This is a genomic window from Nocardiopsis akebiae, from assembly GCF_018316795.1.
GTDB lineage: Bacteria > Actinomycetota > Actinomycetes > Streptosporangiales > Streptosporangiaceae > Nocardiopsis > Nocardiopsis dassonvillei.
This window is the reverse complement of record NZ_CP074132.1, coordinates 2,378,779-2,398,877: the sequence shown is the minus strand read 5'-3', so window position 1 is coordinate 2,398,877 and position 20,099 is coordinate 2,378,779. Positions and strand designations below refer to the sequence as shown.

Genomic DNA, 20,099 nt, shown 5'->3' with positions numbered 1-20,099 from the left:
GCTTTCTGGTTATCAAGGAGAGCCAAACGGCGGGGAGAGTACGATGCACCACCTCACACGCCCTCAGGGGCGGATCACCTACGACCTCTACGGAGCCGGGAACACCGGACCGCTCGTGGTCTGCGTGCCCGGCATGTTCGACCACCGCCACTCCTTCCGCTTCGTCGGCGCGGGCCTGGCCGAGGCCGGATACCGGGTCGCCGTCATGGACCTGCGCGGCCACGGCGACAGCGACACCACCTTCGACGACCACACCAGCCGGGCGGCGGCCACCGACGTCCTCGCCCTCGCCGAGGAGCTGGGCGGGGAAGACGTGGTCATCGTGGGCAACTCGCTGGGCGCGGGCGCCGCCGCCATCGCGGCCAAGGACCGGCCCGGCACCGTCTCCGACGCCGGGGGGATGCGGGCCCGGGCCGTGGTGGTCATGGGCGAACTGGACCCCGACTGGAAGGACCCGCGTGCTCAGGCCGAGCGGGTCGCCTCCGTGGTGGGGGGTTCGGTGCTGATGGTGCCCGAGTGCGGCCACTACGCCCACGCGCAGCGTCCCGACGTGGTCGTGCCCGCCGTGGAGGCACTGCTCCAGGAGGTGGTGACCGGTGCCTAGGGCGGGGCTGACCCCGGCGGCGGTGGCCGAGGAGGCGGCACGGCTCAGCGACGAGGAGGGGTTCGACTCCCTGTCCCTGGCCTCGGTCGCCAAGCGGCTCGGAGTGGCCACGCCCAGCCTGTACAAGCACGTGGACGGGCTGGCGGGACTGCGCCGGGAGGTGGCGCTGCTGGGGGCGAACGGGATCGGCGAGGAGGTGCAGTGCGCCGCCGTGGGCCGGTCCGGTCCGGAGGCGCTGCGCGCGACGGCCGACGCCTACCGCCGCTACGCGCACGCCCACCCGGGGCGCTACGTGGCCCTGCAACAGCTACCGGTACTGGCCGGGGCCAGGGCCGAGCTGGCCACCGACCCGGTACGGATCCTGGCCGCCGTCCTGCGCGGGTTCGGCATCGCCGAGGACCAGGCCGTGCACGCGATCCGGGCGCTGCGCAGTTCGCTGCACGGGTTCGTGGACCTGGAGACGCGCGGCGGCTTCGGCCTGCCCGAGGACGTGGACCAGTCCTACGCGCTGCTGGTGGAGGGGTTCGTCCGCGCCTTCCAGGAGTGGCCGGACACGGTGCTCGGCGCGGCTGTGGAGCACGGGGACGCGGAGAAGGGGTAGGCGGTGCTGGGCCCGGGGTCGTGGGAGACGCCTTTGGCGGCAGCCGTGGTGAAGGGCGCGCTGGTGGCGGCGGGCGCGGTCCCGTACGCCTGACGAACGCTCCGGGACCAGCCGGACCGCCTGCGGGCACGGCCGCACAGCGCGGGTGGGAAACTGCTGCCGCTGGGCTCCTTCGTGTTCGGCCTCCTCGCGTCCCGACGTTTCCCTCTCCCCTTTCGGTTACCCCTCTCCCCTCTCGGGGCGGTTCCTGGTGAGCAACACCTGGCTAGGAGCGGTGTTACGGCCCCGCCCGGTATGGGCCAAGCTGGTGGGGACGACCGCGCGCCGTCCGCGCGCGGTGCCCGACCCGTTGTGGAGCCCCTGATGCCCAAGAAGGCCGCGTCGAAGATCGGTGGTCTGGTGACCGCCGTGGTCGGCGTCCTCGCCGTCGCCGCGTTCGTGCTGTACCAGCTGGGAGTGATCGAACCGGACCCCGAGCGCACCGCCGACCCCCGGGACGACGGTTCGTCCGCGCCCGGGGACGGCGGCGCCTCCTCCTCAGTGGAGCAGGCCCGGCAGTGGATGGAGGAGTTGCGGGTGGAGGAGGAGAGCGACCCGCCGGGGTACGACAGGGCGCTCTTCCCCCACTGGGACAGCGGCGTACAGGACAACTGCACCACCCGTCAGGTGGTCCTGCTGCGCGACGGCGAGGACGTGCGGGTCGACGACGACTGCCAACCGGTGTCGGGTTCCTGGTACAGCCCCTATGACGGGGAGACCCTGACCGAGGCGGAGGACCTGGACATCGACCACATGGTGGCCCTGAAGGAGGGCTGGCGCTCGGGCGCCCACGCGTGGACGACCGAGGAGCGCGGGCGCTTCGCCAACGACCTGGACTCCTCCCAACTGTGGGCGGTGAGCGCTTCGACCAACCGGTCCAAGGGCGACGCCGACCCGGCGGACTGGCTGCCGCCGTTGGAGTCCTCGCACTGCGACTACGTGGTCTCGTGGATCGAGGTCAAGCACGTGTGGGACCTGACCGTGGACCCGGACGAGGAGGCGGCGCTGCGCGAGGTGCTCTCGGGCTGCTGAGGCCGGTTCAGGCTGGGTTGGCGACTCTGACGCCCCGTGCGGTGGTCAGGAGTTCCTTCTGGCCGACGAGGCCGAAGGCGTCGCGGACCTCCACCGCCACCCCCCTGAAGGGCGTCCAGAACGCCTCGGTCCCGCCGTGCAGCGCGGTGTGGCCGTTGTTGTCGAACTCGGTGAGCTCCCAGTCGGGTGAGCGCTCATGGTAATCGGCCAGGAAGCCGCGGACGGCGGACAGGTCGGTGAGCCTGTCGCCGCGCATGACCAGGACCTGGAGGACCACCCTGGCCCCTCCCCCCTCCAGGGTCGTCTCCCACACCCGGCTGGAGAAGGACACGCCGCCCCACTCGTAGTCGAAGTCGGAGACCGAGGTCTGGTCGTCGATCTGGTCGGGCAGGTACCCGATGGTGAATCCGTCCAACTCTCCCCCTCGTGGGCTGGCTGCGGCCGGGGCCGCGACGAGTGCGAGCGCGGCGGCGAGGACCGCCGCGACCCACCGGAGAACACGCATGGTCACCTCCGGCGGCGGTAGCGGGACCCTCCCGCGCCGCCGCCACTTCTTATGGTGGGACGCCGCGGAGGCCCGTACCAGAGTGTCCTCGAACCTGTGGACAACCCCCGTCGACATGCGCGGGGGCCGCGTCGGAGCCCCCTACCCCGGTGGTCAGGGGACGAACGTGTCGGTGAGGAACTCCGCGATCGCCAGGGACGACGTGGCCGCGGGCGAGGGCGCGTTGCGCACGCACACCACCCGTCCGTGGGTGTCCACGTGGAAGTCGTCGAGCAGGGAGCCGTTCCGGGCCAGTGCCTGGGCGCGCACCCCGGACGGGGCCGGGCGCAGGTCGGCGGCGGCCAGTTCGGGCAGCAGCCGCCGGGCCTGGGCGGCGAACGCGGCCCGCGAGGCGGACACGAGGGTCTCCCGGGCGCCCACGGTCCAGTGGCGGCGGGCCAGGCGCCAGAACCCGGGCCAGGACAGGGTCCGAGCGAGTTCCCGGGTGCGCACGTCGCGTGCCCGGTAGCCCTCCAGCGCGGTGGCGAGGATGGCGTTGGGCCCGGCCATGACCTCGCCGTGGACGTGACGGGTCAGGTGCACCCCGAGGAAGGGGTACCGCGGGTCGGGGACGGGGTAGAGCAGGCCGTTCACCAGGTGGCGGCGCTCGGGGGCGAGTTCGTGGTACTGGCCGCGGAAGGGCACCACGCGGGGGTCCTCCGCGGCGCCGGCCATGCGGGCGAGGCGGTCGCCGTGCAGGCCGCCGCAGACCACCAGGCGGTCGAAGCGGTGGACGAGCCGTTCGCCCCGGGGGTCGCCGGTGAGGACGCGGACGCCGTCGTGCTCCTGGCGCAGGTCCAGCACGGGTGTGTTGAGCAGGACCCGGCCGCCGGACCGGCGCACGTCGTCGGCGAACTGCTCGGCGACGGCGACGAAGTCGGTGACGGCTGTGGTCGGTGAGTGCAGTGCGGCGACGCCCGCAGCGTGGGGTTCGATCTCGCGCAGGCCCTCGGGGCCCAGCCGGGTGACGCCCGGGACGCCGTTCTCCCGCGCGCGGCGTTCGACGTCGTCCAGGCGTGCCTCGTCTCCGGCGTCGGCGGCCACGAGGACCTTGCCGACCTCGTGGTAGGGCAGCCCGTGCTCGGCGCAGTAGTCCTTGAGCAGGCCGACGCCGCGTCGGCACAGCGTGGCCTTGAGGGATCCGGGCCTGTAGTAGAGCCCGGCGTGGACGACACCGCTGTTGTGGCCCGTCTGGTGCGCGGCGACCCGGTCCTCCTTCTCCAGGACGGTGACGCGGGTGCCGGGACGGTGGAGGGTGAGGCGGCGGGCGAGGGCCAGGCCGACGATGCCCGCTCCGATGACGCCGATGTGTTCGGTGCTGCGCATGAGCGGCACGCTAGCAATCCGGGTCCGGTCGGGAGGAGGGCGGACCGGTCACAGCGCGCGCAGGCCGACGAGGACGGCGTGCAGCAGGTCCTCCCGGCCCAGCGGGCGCGAGGGGCCGCAGCGCTGGAGCGAGCCGTCGGCGACCATGTCGGAGACGATGGCCCGGACCTGGCCGACCGGCAGGCGCACCTCGGCGGCGAGTTCGACGACGGTACGCGCGCGCAGGGCGTGGCGGAGGAGGGCCTCGCGTTCGGGCCGCAGCAGTTCGTGGCGGCCCGGGACGCGGGCGGCGACGACCAGGTTGAGCAGGTCGGGCTCGTCCGGGCCGCCGCGGGGGACGCCGAAGGCGTGGGCGTCGGGATCTCCCGCGGCCACGGCGAAGGGGCGCAGGAAGCGCTCCCGGCCGGGTTCCTCCTCGGGGTCGGGGAGGTCCGGGGGCGGGTCGGAGTGGGTCCTGGGAGCGTGCGCGGCCGCTCTGCGGCCGGGGCTGCCGTCAGCTCTCACGGTTCCCCCTCGGCTGCGTGGGGGCGGGTGCGCGCGCCGCGCCGTCGGGCCACGGTTCGGGGACGGTTTCCTGTCCGAGCGGGTGTCCGTACGGGTCGGGGAGGGGGTGCTCCCCCGTCTCCCCCGGCGCAGCGGTGCCGCCGAGGGCGCCGGACGCGGGAACGGACCCCTGCGGTCCGGTGTGCGCCAGGACGACGCCGTGCGGGCCGGTCCGGTCCGGCTGCGGGGCGAAGGGCTGAGGGCCGGTCCGCCCGGAAGGCGGTACGGGGACCTGCGGACCGCTCTGTCCGGCGGGGGCGGCGGAAGGCTGCGGACCTGTCCGTCCTCCGCGTGCGGGGACCTGCGGTCCGGTCGGGTCCGGCCGCGGCACCGAGGGTTGCGGACCGCTCTGTCCGGGAGGCGGCACGGGGACCTGCGGTCCGGTCGGGTCCGGCCGCGGCACGAAGAGCTGTGGGCCGGTCTGTCCCGGAGGCGTGGCGGGAGCCTGCGGGCCGGTTCGGTACTGCGACGCCAGGGGCTGGGGGCCGCTCTGCGCCGAGGGCGGCACGGGAGCCTGCGGGCCCGTACGCCCGTGGACGGCGCCGTCCGCGCCGTGGCCTCGCGTGGTGAGGGCCGCCCGCGCGGGGGGAGCTCCCCACCCGGCCGGAACGCGAGCCTCCCGTCCGTCCGCCGCAGGGCGGCCCGTGGGCGTGCCCGCGACCGTCAGGAGGTTGTCGACCGGTTCCAGCAGGGAGGCGGGGATGAGCACGGTGGCCCGGGTGCCCCCGTAGGGCGAGGGCCGCAGCCAGACCCGGACACCGTGCCGACCGGCCAGGCGGGACACCACGAACAGGCCCAGCCGGGGGTCCTCGGGCAGGGCCATGACGTCGAACTCGGGGGGCTGGGTGAGCGTGCGCTCGGCCTCCGCGTAGCCGCGCTCGGACATGCCCAGGCCCCGGTCCTCGATCTCCACCACCAGCCCCTCCGCGGCCGGGGTGCAGCCGACGTCCACGGGCGTGCCCGCCGGGGAGAACTGCGTGGCGTTCTCGACGAGTTCGGCGAGCAGGTGCACCACGTCGGCGACCACCTGCCCGTGCATGAGCACACGGGGCGCCGAGGTCAGGCGGACGCGCTCGAAGTCCTCGGTCTCGGCGATGGCGGCGCGCAGCACGTCCACGAGCGGGCGGGGCTGGCGCCAGCGGCGGGCCGACTGCCCCCCGCCGAGGATGATGAGGTTGTCGGAGTAGCGGCGTGCGCGAGTGGCCAGGTGGTCCAGGCGGAAGAGGCGACGCAGCGCATCGGGGTCCTGTTCGTGGTACTCGATCTCGTCGAGCAGTCGGAGCTGGCGCTGGACCAGGGCCTGGTTGCGGAAGGCGATGCCCAGGAAGGCGCGGTTGGCCCCCCGGCGGATCTCGGCCTGGAGCACGGCCGACTCCACGGCGGTGAGCTGGGCGGCGTCGAAGGCCTCAGCGACCTGGCCGATCTCGTCGTCGCCCCACTCGTCCAGCGGAGGCAGCTCCTCCTGGACGTCGACCTTCTCGCCGCGCTGGGCGCGGTCGACGATGTCGGGCAGGTCCCCGTCGCGGTCCAGGATCTGTTCGCGCAGGTGGGTCAGGCGATCGGTGAGGCGGCGCGAGGAACGGCCGACCACGGCGATGGCCACCGCGCCGCCCGCCAGGGTGAGCGCGGCCGCCGCCACGCCCAGGAAGACGCGCAGCAGCGCGGCGCTCCAGGCAAGGTCGACGGTACGCCTGGCCTGGACCCCCGCCAGGTCCTGTAGCGCCAGGGCCGCTTCGGCGGAGGAGCCGTCCCACGCCTGCGCCCTGATGCCGACGTCGGCGTTCCAGCCCGAGCCCGTGGCCCCCTGGACCGATTCGCCCGGTTCAGCCGGTTCGGCCGGTTCGTTCGGTTCGGCGATCGGCTGCCGGGTGACCACCCGGCGGCTCAGCTCCTCCGCCCGGGACCAGGCGGGCAGGGAGACCATCTCCTCGTAGCGGGCGGCCACGCTCGAGTGCATGGCGGTGCTGGCCGGCTCCAGGGTGTCCCGGTAGGAGGCGGTGAGGTAGGTGAAGTGCGCCGTCTCCTCGTAGCTCATCTCGCCCCGGGCGATGGCTCCCGCGAGCAGTGCGTCGGCGGTGGAGTAGGCGGAGGAGGCGCTCATGAGCTCGCTGGTCAGGACGGCGTCGGTGAGGTTCTCCCCGCCGTCGGTGGTGTGCACGAGCGCGGTGGTGGCGCCGGTGGTGCCCGCCAGAACATCGCCGTAGCGCAGGATGGTCTCCTCCTGCCCGACGCGGTGCGCGTCCACGTCCGCGCGGACCTCGTCGAGGGCCCCGGCGCTGTCGACCAGGTCGGTCGCACTGCGTTCGACCTCGTCGTCGCGGGTCCCGCGCAGCCGCTCGGCGAACGCGACGGCCTCGGCCATGGCGGTGTCGGTGTGCTCGCGCTGCTCGTCGAGGGCTGCGCCGACCTGGTCGTCGCGGGCACCGGTGCTCTCGAAGCGGCCCAGGTTGACCAGGGAGAGGCGTCGTTCGGCCTTCACCTCCTCCGCCGCGGCGGAGAAGACCTGTGTTCCCTCGCGGGCCTGGACGACGGCTCCCATGAACTGGACGGCGCGGATGGTGCCGATGGCGGCCACGACGAGCCAGAGCGCGAGGAAGCACAGGCTCGGGATCAGCACGATGCGGGTGAGCTGTCTCCGGATCGTGGGCGCGTTGTCGCGGATTCTGCGCATGGCCCCCTCCGGCCTGTGCGGTTGCCGGGCGGCGAGAGGGCGCCCCGGCGGCTTTCGGTCAAGCCGAGGCTATCGAAGAATCCTTGCTTTATGCTGTCAAACGATCACTATCAGTTGCCTTTTCTTGGGGCGGTTCCCGACCGCGGATGTGTTAGCGGCCGCTCTCGCGGCGAGAACCCGCAGGTCCGGAGGCCGGGCGCACGCGACGGGGGCCGCCCGTTGCGCGGACGGCCCCCGGGAGGCACACCGCCGTGTGCCGGGGTACGGCGTGTCGCGCCCTCGGGGCGCTGTCGGAAAGGTCGCGTCCGTGGCGGCCGCGCCGTCAGGACTCCGGACGGTGCCGGGATCCCACCGGGGCGGGCAGTTCCTCGACCGTGGGCGGCTGCTCCACGCCCAGGGAGTTGAGGACCTCGGCGTAGCGCAGGGCGGCGATCTTGCCCAGCAGGCTGTCCGCGCCCAGGGGCGCGCCGAGCCTGGCGCCGAAGCGCGCGGCGAGCGCCTCCAGCTCCTCGCGGGGCAGTTCCGGCCCCAGGGCGCTGGGCGCGATCACCGGGCGCTTGCAGCCGCCCTGTCTGAGCTGGCCCACGACCTGCTCGACGGCGGCCTCGTTCTCCAGGTCCGCGGGGAGCACGGTCAGGCCCAGGCGCGCGGCGAGCAGCACGGCGCTCACCCCCGCGGCCCCGGCCGCGGCCTCGCCGCCCACGGCGCCGACGATGATGCCGTCCGCCATGGTGGTGTCACGGGCGACGACGCTGATCAGGCGCATGCGGTCCGCGCGCACGTATCCGGACTCGGCCAGCCGCAGGTGCAGAACCTCGGCGAGCATGGGGTGCGGCCCCAGGCCCTCGGTGACGCGCGCTTCGGCGCCCGTCCGGGCGACGGCCGCCTCGATCGCCGCGGACGTGTCCGCGTGCGGTGCGGTGACCAGCGGGACGACGACGGCGGACAAGGGGCTGCCCTGGTCGTCCTTGAGATCGGTGAGGGCCTCGGTGAGGCTCTGTTCGTCGCCCTCGGTGTGGCCGTAGCGGATGGTGACCTCGGGGCGGTAGGCGCGCACGAGGTCGGCCATCCGGGCACCGATCGACTCACCGTCGGCGCCCCTGGCCCGGTCGGCCGTGCCCGGGACCGCCATGATCAGGGCGGGGGTGCCGAACCAGTTGTCGAAGGACAGCGGGTTGCGGTGGCGGCCGGAGCGCCGCTTGGGCAGTTCGCGTGGGGGAAGTCGGTCAGAGTTTCGCATACCAGGATTCAGATGAGAGGCGGATGGGGCGCCCGGTGGGGTCGGTGGTCACTGCCGCGACATTGTAGCGTTCGGCACCTTGTTGCGCGGACGTGTCCTCCGAACGTATACCGGATCGAATCCGCGGGGATTGTCCGGGTCGGCGACCCGGACGTGTCACCCGCTCATGACGGGGCTCCGGCCCTGGATCACGTGGGTGACCAGCTCCACCAGCACCTCCTTGCAGGACTCGCGCTCGCGGGCGTCGGCCATGATGACCGGCACCTCGGCGGAGATGTCCAGCGCCTCGCGGACCTCCTCGCGTCGGTAGGAGGTGGAGCCCTCGAAGCGGTTCACCGCGACCACGAAGGGCAGTCCGCGGCGTTCGAAGAAGTCCACGGCGTGGAAACAGGTGTCCAGGCGGCGGGTGTCGGCCAGCACGACCGCGCCCAGCGCCCCCTGGGAGAGCTCGTTCCACATGAACCAGAACCTGTCCTGTCCGGGGGTGCCGAACATGTACAGGACGATGTCGGTGTTGATGGTGATGCGGCCGAAGTCCAGGGCGACCGTGGTGGTGGTCTTGTCCTCCACTCCACCGAGGTCGTCCACGCCGTAGCTGGCCTCGGTCATCACCTCCTCCGTGCTGAGCGGGGTGATCTCGCTGACGGAGCCGACCAGTGTGGTCTTGCCCGCGCCGAATCCCCCCGCGACGATGATCTTGACCGCCTGGGGGATCGCTTCCTGCGGCCTGGTGTCAGAGTCTGCGGATGCCATCGAGTACCGCCTGAAGTACTTTCTTCTCGGGGAGCTGGGTCATGGGCGCCCGGGTGCGCACGTCGCCGTCGGCGAGGAGGTCTCCCAGGAGCACCCTGACGACGGTCAGGGGGATGTCGAGCCGGGCGGAGATCTCGGCCACCGATATGGGTCTGCGGCACAGGCCCAGGATGGCCTGCTGTTCGGGCTCTCCCTCCCGGTCCCCGCGGTCGGCGGCGGCGACGACGATGGTGACCAGGTCCAGGCGCGGACCGGTCCGGGGCCGGGTGCGGCCCCCGGTCATGGTGTACGGGCGCACGAGCTGACCCGAGGGGGCGTCGCCGAGCGTGACGCCCGCCGCGGGCCCCTCCGACGTCGGGTGCCCCCTGCCCCTGTACCAGGCCAGTGCCTGGCTGCCGGACAGCGGCTGCACCGCTTCGTCCGGCGCCGGCGGCACGGCCGGCGGCGCTCCGCGCCGCTCTCCGGGCGTGCTCATGAACCGGCGCTCCCGGTGACGGTGAGGTGGTCCGGCCGACGCGGCGCGGCGGTGAGGAACTGGCCCACCCGCTTGACCCGCAGGTTCATCTCGTAGGCGACAAGGCCGACGTCGGCGTCCTCGCTGGCCAGCACCGCCAGGCACGCTCCGGCGCCCGCGGCGGTGACGAAGAGGTAGGAGTGCTCCATCTCCACCACGGTCTGGCGGACGTCGCCGCCGCCGAAGTGTCGGCCCGTCCCGCGCGCCAGGCTCTGGAACGCCGACGCCAGGGCCGACAGGTGCTCGGCGTCCTCGGAGGCCAGTCCCCGCGAGCCTCCGAGCAGCAGTCCGTCGGCCGACAGCACGATCGCGTTCTCGGCACCGACGACGCGGTCGACCAGGTCGTCCAGGAGCCAGTCCAGATTGTCAGCGGCCTTGCTCTTGCCCACCATGTCAGTCGCTTTCTCCCGTGTGATCGTCGGCGCTCGCACCGACCTGACCGTCACTGCTGTGTTCACGTTCGTCGGCGTCGGCCCCGATGTCCGCCGCCCGACCGCGCCGGGTTCCGGCGCTGAAGGCGTCCATCATCCGCCGCGCCTGTTCGGGGGTGCGCCGGGAGGAGTCCGGAGGGTCGGCTTCGTCCCACTCCGGCGTGCCCGCGGCTCTGAGCTGGGGTGCGAGGCTGGCCTGGCGCCTGCGCCGGGGCAGTCCGGGGCGGCCGGGTGCGGCCCCGACCCGACCGGTCCCGGTTTCGGTCCCGGGGGCGGCGTCCGCTGTCCCGGAGTCGGAGGCGGGCGCAGGTACCCGGCGCAGCAGGGGCGTGCCCCGGGCCGGGCGCGCGCCGTCGCCGTCGCGGGGGACCGGGCGCAGCAGGGGCCGGGTCCGGTGGGGGGCGTCCTGCGCGGTGAGCGTGTCGCCGTGCTGTCCCGACGGCTCGTTCAGTACCGAGTGGGCGCCCTGGCGGATGGCCGCGCGGGGCGGTTCCGGGGCGTTGGAGGAGGAGGCGACCAGGGTGCCGGGGATGAGCACCACGGCGCGGGTGCCTCCGTAGGGCGAGTGCCGCAGCTGCACCCGGATGTCGTGTTTGGCGGCGAGGCGGGCGACGACGAACAGGCCCAGGCGCGAGTCCCCGCCGGAGGTCATGACGTCGAACTCGGGCGCCTCGCTGAGGGTGCGGTTGGAGCTGGTGAGGACCTCCTCGGTCATGCCCAGGCCCCGGTCCTCGATCTCCACGGCCACTCCCTTGGGCACGGACTCGGTGGCGATGGTGACCTGGGTGTGCGGCGGCGAGTAGGCGGTGGCGTTCTCGACCAGCTCGGCGAGCATGTGGATGACGTCGGCCACCGCGGCGCCGGACAGCGACAGGTCGGGGACGGAGGTCAGGCGGACCCTGGTGTACTCCTCGGTCTCGGAGATGGCGCCGCGCAGGATGTCCACGAGCGGGACGGGGTGGCGCCAGCGGCGGCCGGGCTGGGCGCCGCCCAGGATGATGAGGTTCTCGGCGTGGCGGCGGCCCCGGGTGGCCAGGTGGTCGAGCTGGAAGAGGCTCTCCAGCAGGTCGGGGTCCTCCTCCTCGCGCTCGACGCGGTCCAGCAGCTGGAGCTGGCGCTGGAGGAGGGACTGGTGGCGGTGGGCGATGCCGAGGAAGACCCGGTTGACGCCCGCGCGTATGTCCGCCTGTTTGACGGCGGCGGCGACGGCGGTGCGCTGGGCGATGTTGAAGGCGTCGGCGACCTGTCCGACCTCGTCGTCGCCGTGGTCGAGCTGTTTCATCTCGGTGTCGAGGTCGACCTGCTCCCCCGACTCCAGGCGGCGCACGATGCGGGGCAGGTCGCTGCGCGCGCTGCCCAGGGTGTCGGCGCGCAGCTGGGCGAGCCGGTGGGTGAGGCGCCCGGCGGAGCGGGCGGCCACACCGTAGGCGAGGGTGCCCGCGAACAGGGAGGTGATGCTGCCGCCCAGGGCGAGGGTGAGCATCCACGAGCTGGCCTGCTCGGTGGCGGTGACGACGGAGACGGAGCGCGTGGCGGTGATGTCGGCCAGCTCGGCGTTGACCTGGTCGGCGGCCTCGCGCCAGCCCCCGAGCCCCTCGGGCGGCGCGGGATCGCGGGTCTGCTCGCCGGTGAGGGCGTCCACGACGATCGGGGCCTCGTACGTGGCGAGGGTGTCCGCGACGGCGAGGGCGTCCTGCCAGGAGCGGCTTCCGGCGAGGGCGGTCAGGGCGGGGGGTTCTCCGTCGTCGGCGGCGGGGCCGGGAGGGGCCATGTCGACGCGGTGGCGGGCGTCGGCGGTGAGCGCGGCGACCTGTGCCTGCTGGAAGCGGTCGAGGGAGTCCTCCGCGAGTACGGCCGCGATGAGTGCGTCGGCGTGGCTGAAGCTCTCCTGGGCCCACATCAGGTCGGTGACGGCGGCGGCCTCGGCGGGGGCGGGCCCGTTGTCGAGGGAGCGGGCGGTGTCGGCGTAGAGGCGGATGCCCTGCCCGATCGCGGTGGTGTAGACGGTGAGGGCGTCCTCGGCTGAGCCGGGTTCGGCGAGGTTCTGGGCGCGCAGCTCCGCGACCTCCGTCAGGGAGGTGAAGAAGTCCTCGGCGAGGGGTTCGGTGTCCGGGTCGTCCCGGTCTCCGATGGTGCCGCGCAGGTCGTGGACGGGGGCGAGCGCCTCGTCGGTGCGCGAGGCCGCGTCGGACAGGGCGTCGCGGCCGTCCTCGGCGGGGTCGGCGAGGTAGGCGGCGCTCAGGCGGCGCTCCTCCTGGAGGAGGGTGAGCGCCGCGGCGAGCCGGGTCCCGGCGCGGCCGTCGCCGACCGAGGAGCGCAGCGACACGGCCTGGACGAGTGTGGCCGTGCTGAGGACGACGAACAGCGCCAGGAAGGTGATGCTGGGGATCAGTACGATCCTGTTGATCTGAGCCCTGATGGCGCTGCGGCCGGTGCCTCCCGTGTTCCCCATTGCCTTCCTCCCACGGACTGGTCGCGGGCGCCTGTCGGACGTGGGTCGCACCGCACGACGCGCGGATGCGCCGAAAGTGCCGTGCGCCGAGGGGGCGTCACGGTTCGCACAGGGCAGACCACGCCTGGTGCCCGCAGAACCAGGACGCTACCGCACTCTCACTGCGGGTGCCGGGCGAATTCCAAAATGGGTGTGACGTGGGCGCGGGGACCGTGGACGCGGTCGCCGTGGGGGGACCCGCGAACGCGTACGGGCGCGCCGCCCCCGGCGGGGTCGGCGCGCCCGTGCGCGGCTGCGGCGGAGCTCAGGCGGTGAAGGCCTTGCGTTGCTCCTCGATGTCCGAGCGCAGCTTCTCCAACTGCTCGGCCACGCGCACGGGGGCGGTGCCGCCCTTGTCGGAGCGCGATGCCAGCGATCCGGACACGCTGAGGACCTCGCGCACCGCGGGGGTCAGGTGCTCGGACACGGCGGCGAGTTCGTCGTCGCCCAGGTCGGGCAGGTCGATGCCGCGCTCCTCGCACACGCGCACGCAGGCGCCCGCGATCTCGTGCGCCTCCCGGAAGGGCACGCGCTCGCGCACCAGCCACTCGGCGATGTCGGTGGCCAGGGAGAAGCCCTGCGGGGCGAGTTCGGCCATACGGTCGGTGTGGAAGGTGAGGGTGGCGACCATGCCGGTCATCGCGGGCAGCAGCAGGTGGAGGGTGTCCACCGCGTCGAAGACCGGCTCCTTGTCCTCCTGCAGGTCCCGGTTGTAGGCCAGCGGGAGCCCCTTGAGGGTGGTGAGCAGCCCGGTGAGGTCGCCGACGAGGCGCCCGGCCTTGCCGCGGGCGAGTTCGGCGACGTCGGGGTTCTTCTTCTGGGGCATGATCGAGGAGCCGGTGGAGAAGGCGTCGTCGAGCGTGACGAAGGAGAACTCCTTCGTCGCCCACAGGATGACCTCCTCCGAGAGCCGGGACAGGTCCACGCCGATCATGGCGGTGACGAAGGCGAACTCCGCGACGACGTCGCGGGAGGCGGTGCCGTCGATGGAGTTGTCCACCGAGTCGGGGAAGCCCAGTTCGGCGGCGACCGCGCGGGGGTCCAGCCCCAGGGAGGACCCGGCCAGCGCGCCGGAGCCGTAGGCGGACACCGCGGCGCGGCGGTCCCAGTCGCGCAGCCGCTCGACGTCGCGCACCAGGGGCCAGGCGTGCGCCATGAGCTGGTGGGCGAGCAGCACGGGCTGGGCGTGCTGGAGGTGGGTGCGGCCGGGCATGGCGGCGTCCGGGTGGGCCGCGGCCTGGTCGGCCAGGGCCCGCACCAGGTCCAGGAGCTGGTCGGCGATCTGCCGGGCCTCCTCGCGCAGGTACATGCGCACGAGGGTGGCGATCTGGTCGTTGCGGGAGCGCCCGGCGCGCAGCCGCCCGCCCAGTTCGGTGCCGACCCGCTCGATGAAGCCGCGCTCCAGGGCGGTGTGCACGTCCTCGTCCTCCAGGACGGGGGTGAACGCCCCGGAGGCCACGTCGGCCTCCAGCCGGTCCAGGCCCTCGATCATGCGGTCCAGCTCGTCGGCGGTGAGCAGGCCCGCCCGGTGCAGGGCGCGGGCGTGGGCGCGCGATCCGGCGATGTCGTGGCGGGCCAGGCGCCAGTCGAAGTGGGTGCTCAGCGACAGGCGCGCCAGGGCCTGGTCGGGGCCGCCCTCGAAACGGCCTCCCCACAGGCGCAGCGCCTCGGGCTGGTCGGCCATGGTGGTCTCTCCTTGACGTGTGGTGCGGCGGTGCGGGGCCGCTGCCCCGCACCGCTCGGGTGCTACGTGCGCGGGCGCCGGTGGCGGGGCCCGGCGGTCCCGGCGGGGGCCCGGGACGTCCTCGTACGAGGTTACGGTCTGCGGTCGGCCAGTCGCAGGAGGGCGGCGGCCAGGTCCTCGCCGCCCCGGGGGTCGCGGGAGATGACCAGGATGGTGTCGTCCCCCGCGATGGTGCCCAGGATGGCGTGGAAGTCGGTGTGGTCGATGGCCGAGGCCAGGTACTGGGCCGCGCCGGGCGGGGTGCGGACGATGACCATGTTGGCGGAGGCCTCGGCCGAGACCAGCAGGTCCTCGGCGAGCCGGGTCAGGCGCGCGCCGGAGACCTGTTCCAGGTCCAGGCTGTCGGGGCGGGTCCGCTGGAGGCGTTCGCCCCCCTCACCCGGCAGCACGTAGACCAGGTGGCCGTCCGCGGTGCGGAGCTTGACGGCGCCCAGTTCGTCCAGGTCCCGGGAGAGGGTGGCCTGGGTGACCTGGACGCCCGCCTCGGACAGGCGCCTGGCCAGCTCGCCCTGGGACCTGACGTCCTCCCGGGTGAGGACGTCGGTGATCCGGGCGTGTCTGGCCGCCTTGGTCATCGGCGCCGTGCCGCCGTTCTCCGCCGTCATGGGCGGAGGGGACCGGGGTTGTCGCTGGCCTCCAGCAGGAAGGCGAGCAGGGCCTTCTGGGCGTGGCGGCGGTTCTCGGCCTCGTCCCAGACCACGCTCTGCGGCCCGTCGATGACCTCGGCGGAGACCTCCTTGCCGCGGTAGGCGGGCAGGCAGTGCAGGACGATCGCCGCAGGGTGGGCGGTGGCGAGCAGGTCGGCGTCGATCGCGTAGGGGCGGAAGGGCGCCTCGCGGTCGGCTGCCTCGTCCTCCTGGCCCATGGACACCCAGGTGTCGGTGGCCAGGACGTCGGCTCCCCGGGCGGCCTCGCGGGCGTCGGCGGTGACCGTGACCGACCCGCCGGTGGTGGCGGCGATCTCGGCGGCGCGCGCGACCACCGCGGGGTCGGGCTGGTGTCCCTCGGGTGCGCCGACGCGCACGTGGAGTCCGGCGGTGGCGCCGCCGAGCAGGTAGGAGTGGGCCATGTTGTTGGCGCCGTCGCCCAGGTAGGCGAGGGTGAGTCCGGCCAGGTCGCCCTTGTGCTCGCGGACGGTCTGGAGGTCGGCCAGGATCTGGCAGGGGTGGAACTCGTCGGTGAGGGAGTTGACCACCGGGACGGAGATGTGGGCGGCCAGGGTCTCCAGGTCGCTCTGGGCGAAGGTGCGCCACACGACGGCGGCGACCTGGCGTTCCAGGACTCGGGCGGTGTCCTCCAGGGGTTCGCCGCGGCCCATCTGGGTGCTGGCGGTGTCCAGGACCAGGGCGCTGCCGCCCAGGTCGGCCACACCCACGGCGAAGGACAGCCGGGTCCGGGTGGAGGGCTTGTCGAAGATCAGGGCGACGGTGCGCGGGCCGGCGAGCGGCCGGTGGCCGAAGCGGTCCTTCTTCATGTCGTCGGCGAGGTCGAGGACCCGGGCCTGTTCGTCCGGGGTCAGGTCGTCGTCGCGCAGGAAGTGGCGGGTCACGGCTACTGCTGCTCCTTCGTGGCTGCGGCCTCGGCGGCGTCCAGGATGGTGGGCAGCGCCTCGATGAACAGGCCGATCTGTTCGGGTGTGATGACCAGGGGCGGGGCGATCCGGACCGCGTCGGGCGCCACGGCGTTGACGAGGAAGCCGCGGACGGCCGCCTGTTCCTGCACGTGGGCGGCGTGCGGCGCGGTGAGCTCCAGGGCCCGCCACAGTCCGCTGCCGCGCTGTCCGGCCAGCAGGGGGTGGTCGATGGAGTCGATCTGCTCGGCGAGCAGGTCGCCCATGACGGCGGTGTGGGCGAGCAGGTTCTCGCTCTCGATGGTGTCGAGGACGGCGAGGGCCGCCGCGCAGGCCACCGGGTTGCCGCCGAAGGTGGAGCCGTGGTCGCCCTTGGCGAAGGCGTCGGCGTAGCGGCCGAAGCCGACGCAGGCGCCGATGGGCAGGCCGCCTCCCAGGCCCTTGGCGAGGGTGAGCACGTCGGGGCGCACGTCCTCGGCCTGGTGGGCGAACCAGCGGCCGGTGCGGCCGATGCCGCTCTGGATCTCGTCGAGGACGAAGGCGGCGCCGGTGTCGTCGCAGATCCTCCGGACCCCGGCGAGGTAGCCCTCGGGGGCGGGGACGACCCCGGCCTCGCCCTGGGTGGGTTCGGTGAACACCGCGACGCAGTGCTCGTCGACGGCTTCGGCGAGGGCGTCCAGGTCTCCGTGGGGGACGAAGCGCACGTCCATGCCGAAGGGGCCGAAGGGCTCGCGGATGGCGTCCTTGCCGGTGAGGGCGAGGGCGCCGGAGGTGCGGCCGTGGAAGCCGTGGGACGCGGCGACGAAGTAGTGGCGTCCGGGCCCGGCGGCGCGCTTGACCAGTTTGAGCGCGGCCTCGTTGGCCTCGGTGCCGGAGTTGGCGAAGAAGACCTTGGCGTCGCCGCCCACCAGGGCGATCAGGCGCTCCGCGAGTTGGACCTCGCGTTCGTGGACGAACAGGTTGCTGGTGTGGGCGAGCGTGGCCGCCTGGTGGGCGACCGCCTTGACCAGGGCGGGGTGCCCGTGTCCGAGGCTGGAGACGGCGATCCCGGCGATGAGGTCGAGGTACTGGCGGCCGTCGGCGTCGTAGACCTCGCAGCCGCGCCCGAGGGTGAGGGCGACGGGCGGGACGCCGTAGTTGGGCATGAGCGAGGCCGAGAAGCGCTCGCGCAGGTGGGAACCGCTGGTCACTGTGCGCCTCCTGCGTTGGTGACGGTGGTGTGGTCGCCGCGCCAGGGGCGCGGGGTGTGGCCGTTGCCCGCGAGCAGGGCGGCCTCCAGTTCCTCGTCGGCGACCATGGTGCCCACGCCCTGGTCGGTGAAGACCTCCAGGAGCAGGGAGTGGGGCACGCGGCCGTCGATGATGTGGGCCTGGGGGACGCCGCCCTCCACGGCGTGCAGGCACGCCTCCATCTTGGGGAGCATCCCCGAGGACAGGGAGGGCAGCAGCGCGCGCAGCTCGTCGGCGTTCAGACGGCTGATGAGCTCGGTGTTGCTGGGGTAGTCGGCGAACAGGCCCTCGACGTCGGTGAGCACGATGAGCTTGCTGGCGCCCAGGGCCACCGCGAGGGCGGAGGCGGCGGTGTCGGCGTTGACGTTGTAGACGCCGCCGTCGTCGGCGCGGGCGACGCTTGAGACCACGGGGATGCGGCCGTCGTCCAGGAGCGCGGCGACGGCTCCGGGGTCGACCCCGGTGATCTCTCCGACGCGGCCGATGTCGACGGTCTCGCCGTCCACCTCGACGGTCTTGCGCACGGCGGACAGCAGGTTGGCGTCCTCGCCGGACATGCCGACGGCGAAGGGGCCGTGCTGGTTGACCAGGCCGACGATCTCGCGGTTGACCTGGCCGGTGAGGACCATGCGGACGATGTCCATGGCCTCGTCGGTGGTCACCCGCAGCCCGGCTGTGAAGGTGGACTCCACTCCGGCGCGTTCGAGCTGGGCGCTGATCTGGGGGCCGCCGCCGTGCACGACGACGGGCCGCAGGCCCGCGTAGCGCAAAAAGACGACGGACTCGGCGAAGCGGGCCCGCAGTTCCTCGCTGATCATGGCGTTGCCGCCGTACTTGACCACGACGGTGCGGCCGTGGAAGCGGGAGAGCCAGGGCAGCGCCTCGATGAGGTGGGCCGCCTTGTCCAGGGCGTGTGCCCTGGCCGGGTCGTCGGTGGTGTGGGGTGAGCGCGCGATCATGAGTTCTGGGCCCGGTCGTGGTCGGTGGCGGGGGTGTCGGCGCGCAGCTGGGTGGCCAGCTCGGCCAGCACCTCGGTGAGCAGTGCGGCGAGGTCGCCCTCGCGGGGGGACGTGCCGCTGGCTCCGCTGGCCATGAGCAGCACGGTGTCGTTGGCGGCGGTCAGGGGGGCGAGGGAGGCGGCGACGGCGTCGGCGAGCAGGCGCCGGCACTGGTCGGCGGTGACGTCGGCGTCGGTGGTGAGCACGCACAGCGCGGTGGACAGGGAGGCGTCCGGGCCCTTGGCCATGGCGCCGACGGTGTAGCCGTCGCCGCGCCGGAAGGCGATCTTGGCGACGGTGTCGGTGGTGCGGATCGCGTCGGCGGCGTCCAGTCCGCCGCCGCGCGAGGCCTGGGCCAGGGCGGCGGTGACGCCCCGGAGCAGAGCGTCGGCGCCGGTGCGCCTACCCGCGGGTCCGGCGGAGCAGAGCACGACCTCGGCGGCGGAGTCGTCGAGCAGGTCCGCGGTGTGCTCGGCCGCGGCGTGGACGTCCTGGAAGCCCGTGTCGCCCCCGCCGGAGTCGATGACGGCGGCGCGCACGCGTTCGCCGGAGACGACCTGCTGGGACCACAGGACGGGGGCGGCCCTGTCCTCGGCGGCGGTGAAGACGGCTCCGGCGGCGCGGGAGGGGCCGTCGTTGACGACCACGGCGACGTCCCGTGCGCCGCCGTCCCCGAGCCCGGCGGCGACCCCGGCCGCGCGGAAGCCCCGGGGCGCGGTGACGCTCACGGGGCGACCGCCGCGAGCGGGAGGCCGGTGCCCTCGGGCAGGCCGAGGGCGAGGTTGGTGCTCTGGACGGCGCCGCCCGCGGTGCCCTTGGTGAGGTTGTCCAGGGCGGCGACGGCGACCATGCGGCCCGCGTCGGGGTCGACGGTGACCTGCACGAGGGTGGTGTTGGCGGCCAGCGTCATGGCGGTGCTGGGCCAGGTGCCCTCGGGGAGCAGGTGGACGAAGGGCTCGTCGGCGTAGGCGGTCTGGTAGGCCGCGCGGATCCGCTCGGCGGTGACGCCCTCCTTCAGGGGGGCGGTGCAGGTGGCCAGGATGCCGCGGGGCAGCGGGGCCAGGACCGGGGTGAAGGAGAGCCTGACCGGTTCGCCGGTGACCGCGGTGAGGTTCTGGACGATCTCGGGGTTGTGCCGGTGGGTGCCGCCGACCCCGTAGGGGCTGAGGGCGCCCATGACCTCGCTGCCGACGAGGTTGGGCTTGGGGGCCTTGCCCGCGCCGGAGGTGCCGGTGACGGCGACGACGGTCAGGTCGGGTTCGACGAGCTGCTCGGCCAGCCCCGGGAAGAGGGCCAGCGTGGCGACGGTGACGTGGCAGCCGGGGACGGCGACGCGGCGGGCGCCGGTGAGTCGCTCGCGCTGTCCGGGGAGTTCGGGGAGACCATAGGGCCAGGTCCCGGCGTGCGGGGTGCCGTAGAAGCGTTCCCAGGCGGCGGCGTCGTTGAGGCGGAAGTCGGCGCCGCAGTCGACCACGAGGGTGTCGTCGCCGAGCTGCTGGGCGATGTCGGCGGACTGGCCGTGCGGGAGGGCCAGGTAGACGACGTCGTGTCCGCGCAGCTCCTCGACGGTGGTGGGCGCCAGGGTCCGGTCGGCCAGCGGCAGCAGGTGCGGCTGGTGCTGGATGAGGGGGGTCCCGGCGTTGCCTCCGGCGGTGACCGCGCCGATGGAGATCTCGGGGTGTCCCAGGAGCAGGCGCAGCAGCTCGCCTCCCGCGTAGCCGCTGGCTCCGGCGATGGCCGCTGTGTGTCCCATGGTGGTGCCCCCTGAT

19 protein-coding genes are annotated in these 20,099 nt (G+C 73.8%); 3 read left to right on the top strand and 16 right to left on the bottom strand.

The annotated features are described in order from the left end of the window. Positions 1-43 precede the first annotated feature (43 nt). The 3 genes from KGD83_RS10365 to KGD83_RS10355 all read left to right on the top strand — a co-directional run bounded on the left by KGD83_RS10365 (position 44) and on the right by KGD83_RS10355 (position 2,276). Entirely contained in the window at positions 44-604 is a 561-nt protein-coding gene (locus KGD83_RS10365; RefSeq protein WP_212643581.1) for an alpha/beta fold hydrolase, read from the top strand. Further along, a complete protein-coding gene (locus KGD83_RS10360; protein ID WP_212643580.1) occupies positions 597-1,205 on the top strand; it encodes a TetR/AcrR family transcriptional regulator in 609 nt (202 codons plus the stop codon). The genes KGD83_RS10365 and KGD83_RS10360 overlap by 8 nt, the downstream gene beginning before the upstream one ends. 363 nt (positions 1,206-1,568) lie before the next feature. Beyond that, positions 1,569-2,276, top strand: coding sequence for an HNH endonuclease family protein (locus tag KGD83_RS10355; RefSeq protein WP_212643579.1), 708 nt, complete (start codon positions 1,569-1,571; stop codon positions 2,274-2,276). A gap of 7 nt (positions 2,277-2,283) precedes the next feature. Here the strand turns inward: KGD83_RS10355 and KGD83_RS10350 are convergent, their stop codons facing one another. The 16 genes from KGD83_RS10350 to argC form a co-directional block, all read right to left on the bottom strand. After that, positions 2,284-2,691, bottom strand: coding sequence for a hypothetical protein (locus KGD83_RS10350; RefSeq protein ID WP_212644362.1), 408 nt, complete (start codon positions 2,689-2,691; stop codon positions 2,284-2,286). 243 nt (positions 2,692-2,934) lie between these two features. Further along, a complete protein-coding gene (gene lhgO, locus KGD83_RS10345) occupies positions 2,935-4,146 on the bottom strand; it encodes an L-2-hydroxyglutarate oxidase (RefSeq protein ID WP_212643578.1) in 1,212 nt (403 codons plus the stop codon). A gap of 48 nt (positions 4,147-4,194) precedes the next feature. After that, positions 4,195-4,650, bottom strand: coding sequence for a DUF742 domain-containing protein (locus KGD83_RS10340; protein ID WP_212643577.1), 456 nt, complete (start codon positions 4,648-4,650; stop codon positions 4,195-4,197). After that, positions 4,640-7,360 carry a sensor histidine kinase gene (locus KGD83_RS10335; RefSeq protein WP_212643576.1) on the bottom strand — a complete coding sequence of 907 codons (2,721 nt, stop codon included), beginning with the start codon at positions 7,358-7,360 and terminating at the stop codon, positions 4,640-4,642. Before KGD83_RS10335 ends, KGD83_RS10340 begins: the two co-directional genes overlap by 11 nt. A 322-nt stretch (positions 7,361-7,682) precedes the next feature. Continuing rightward, complete coding sequence (locus tag KGD83_RS10330; RefSeq protein ID WP_212643575.1) at positions 7,683-8,600, bottom strand: sirohydrochlorin chelatase; 918 nt, start codon at positions 8,598-8,600, stop codon at positions 7,683-7,685. Between the two features lie 156 nt (positions 8,601-8,756). After that, positions 8,757-9,353, bottom strand: a complete 597-nt coding sequence (locus KGD83_RS10325) for a GTP-binding protein (protein ID WP_212643574.1) — start codon at positions 9,351-9,353, stop codon at positions 8,757-8,759. Further along, positions 9,334-9,828 (bottom strand): DUF742 domain-containing protein, encoded by a 495-nt coding sequence (locus KGD83_RS10320; protein ID WP_212643573.1) that lies wholly within the window; start codon positions 9,826-9,828, stop codon positions 9,334-9,336. Before KGD83_RS10320 ends, KGD83_RS10325 begins: the two co-directional genes overlap by 20 nt. Then, positions 9,825-10,259 carry a roadblock/LC7 domain-containing protein gene (locus KGD83_RS10315; protein WP_212643572.1) on the bottom strand — a complete coding sequence of 145 codons (435 nt, stop codon included), beginning with the start codon at positions 10,257-10,259 and terminating at the stop codon, positions 9,825-9,827. The genes KGD83_RS10320 and KGD83_RS10315 overlap by 4 nt, the downstream gene beginning before the upstream one ends. Before the next feature lies 1 nt (position 10,260). Further along, a complete protein-coding gene (locus tag KGD83_RS10310; RefSeq protein WP_212643571.1) occupies positions 10,261-12,750 on the bottom strand; it encodes a sensor histidine kinase in 2,490 nt (829 codons plus the stop codon). Between the two features lie 304 nt (positions 12,751-13,054). Then, positions 13,055-14,473 (bottom strand): argininosuccinate lyase, encoded by a 1,419-nt coding sequence (gene argH, locus KGD83_RS10305; RefSeq protein ID WP_212643570.1) that lies wholly within the window; start codon positions 14,471-14,473, stop codon positions 13,055-13,057. Between the two features lie 131 nt (positions 14,474-14,604). Continuing rightward, complete coding sequence (locus KGD83_RS10300; protein ID WP_212643569.1) at positions 14,605-15,138, bottom strand: arginine repressor; 534 nt, start codon at positions 15,136-15,138, stop codon at positions 14,605-14,607. Next, entirely contained in the window at positions 15,135-16,082 is a 948-nt protein-coding gene (gene argF / locus KGD83_RS10295) for an ornithine carbamoyltransferase (RefSeq protein WP_212643568.1), read from the bottom strand. Before argF ends, KGD83_RS10300 begins: the two co-directional genes overlap by 4 nt. Positions 16,083-16,084: 2 nt before the next feature. Further along, positions 16,085-17,293, bottom strand: a complete 1,209-nt coding sequence (locus tag KGD83_RS10290) for an acetylornithine transaminase (protein WP_212643567.1) — start codon at positions 17,291-17,293, stop codon at positions 16,085-16,087. Further along, on the bottom strand, positions 17,290-18,291 hold the full coding sequence (gene argB / locus KGD83_RS10285; RefSeq protein WP_212643566.1) for an acetylglutamate kinase: 1,002 nt from the start codon (positions 18,289-18,291) through the stop codon (positions 17,290-17,292). The genes KGD83_RS10290 and argB overlap by 4 nt, the downstream gene beginning before the upstream one ends. Then, complete coding sequence (locus KGD83_RS10280) at positions 18,288-19,058, bottom strand: bifunctional ornithine acetyltransferase/N-acetylglutamate synthase (protein ID WP_212643565.1); 771 nt, start codon at positions 19,056-19,058, stop codon at positions 18,288-18,290. Before KGD83_RS10280 ends, argB begins: the two co-directional genes overlap by 4 nt. Next, positions 19,055-20,083: an N-acetyl-gamma-glutamyl-phosphate reductase gene (gene argC, locus KGD83_RS10275; RefSeq protein ID WP_212643564.1), complete on the bottom strand. Its 1,029-nt coding sequence runs from the start codon at positions 20,081-20,083 to the stop codon at positions 19,055-19,057. Before argC ends, KGD83_RS10280 begins: the two co-directional genes overlap by 4 nt. Positions 20,084-20,099: the final 16 nt, after the last annotated feature.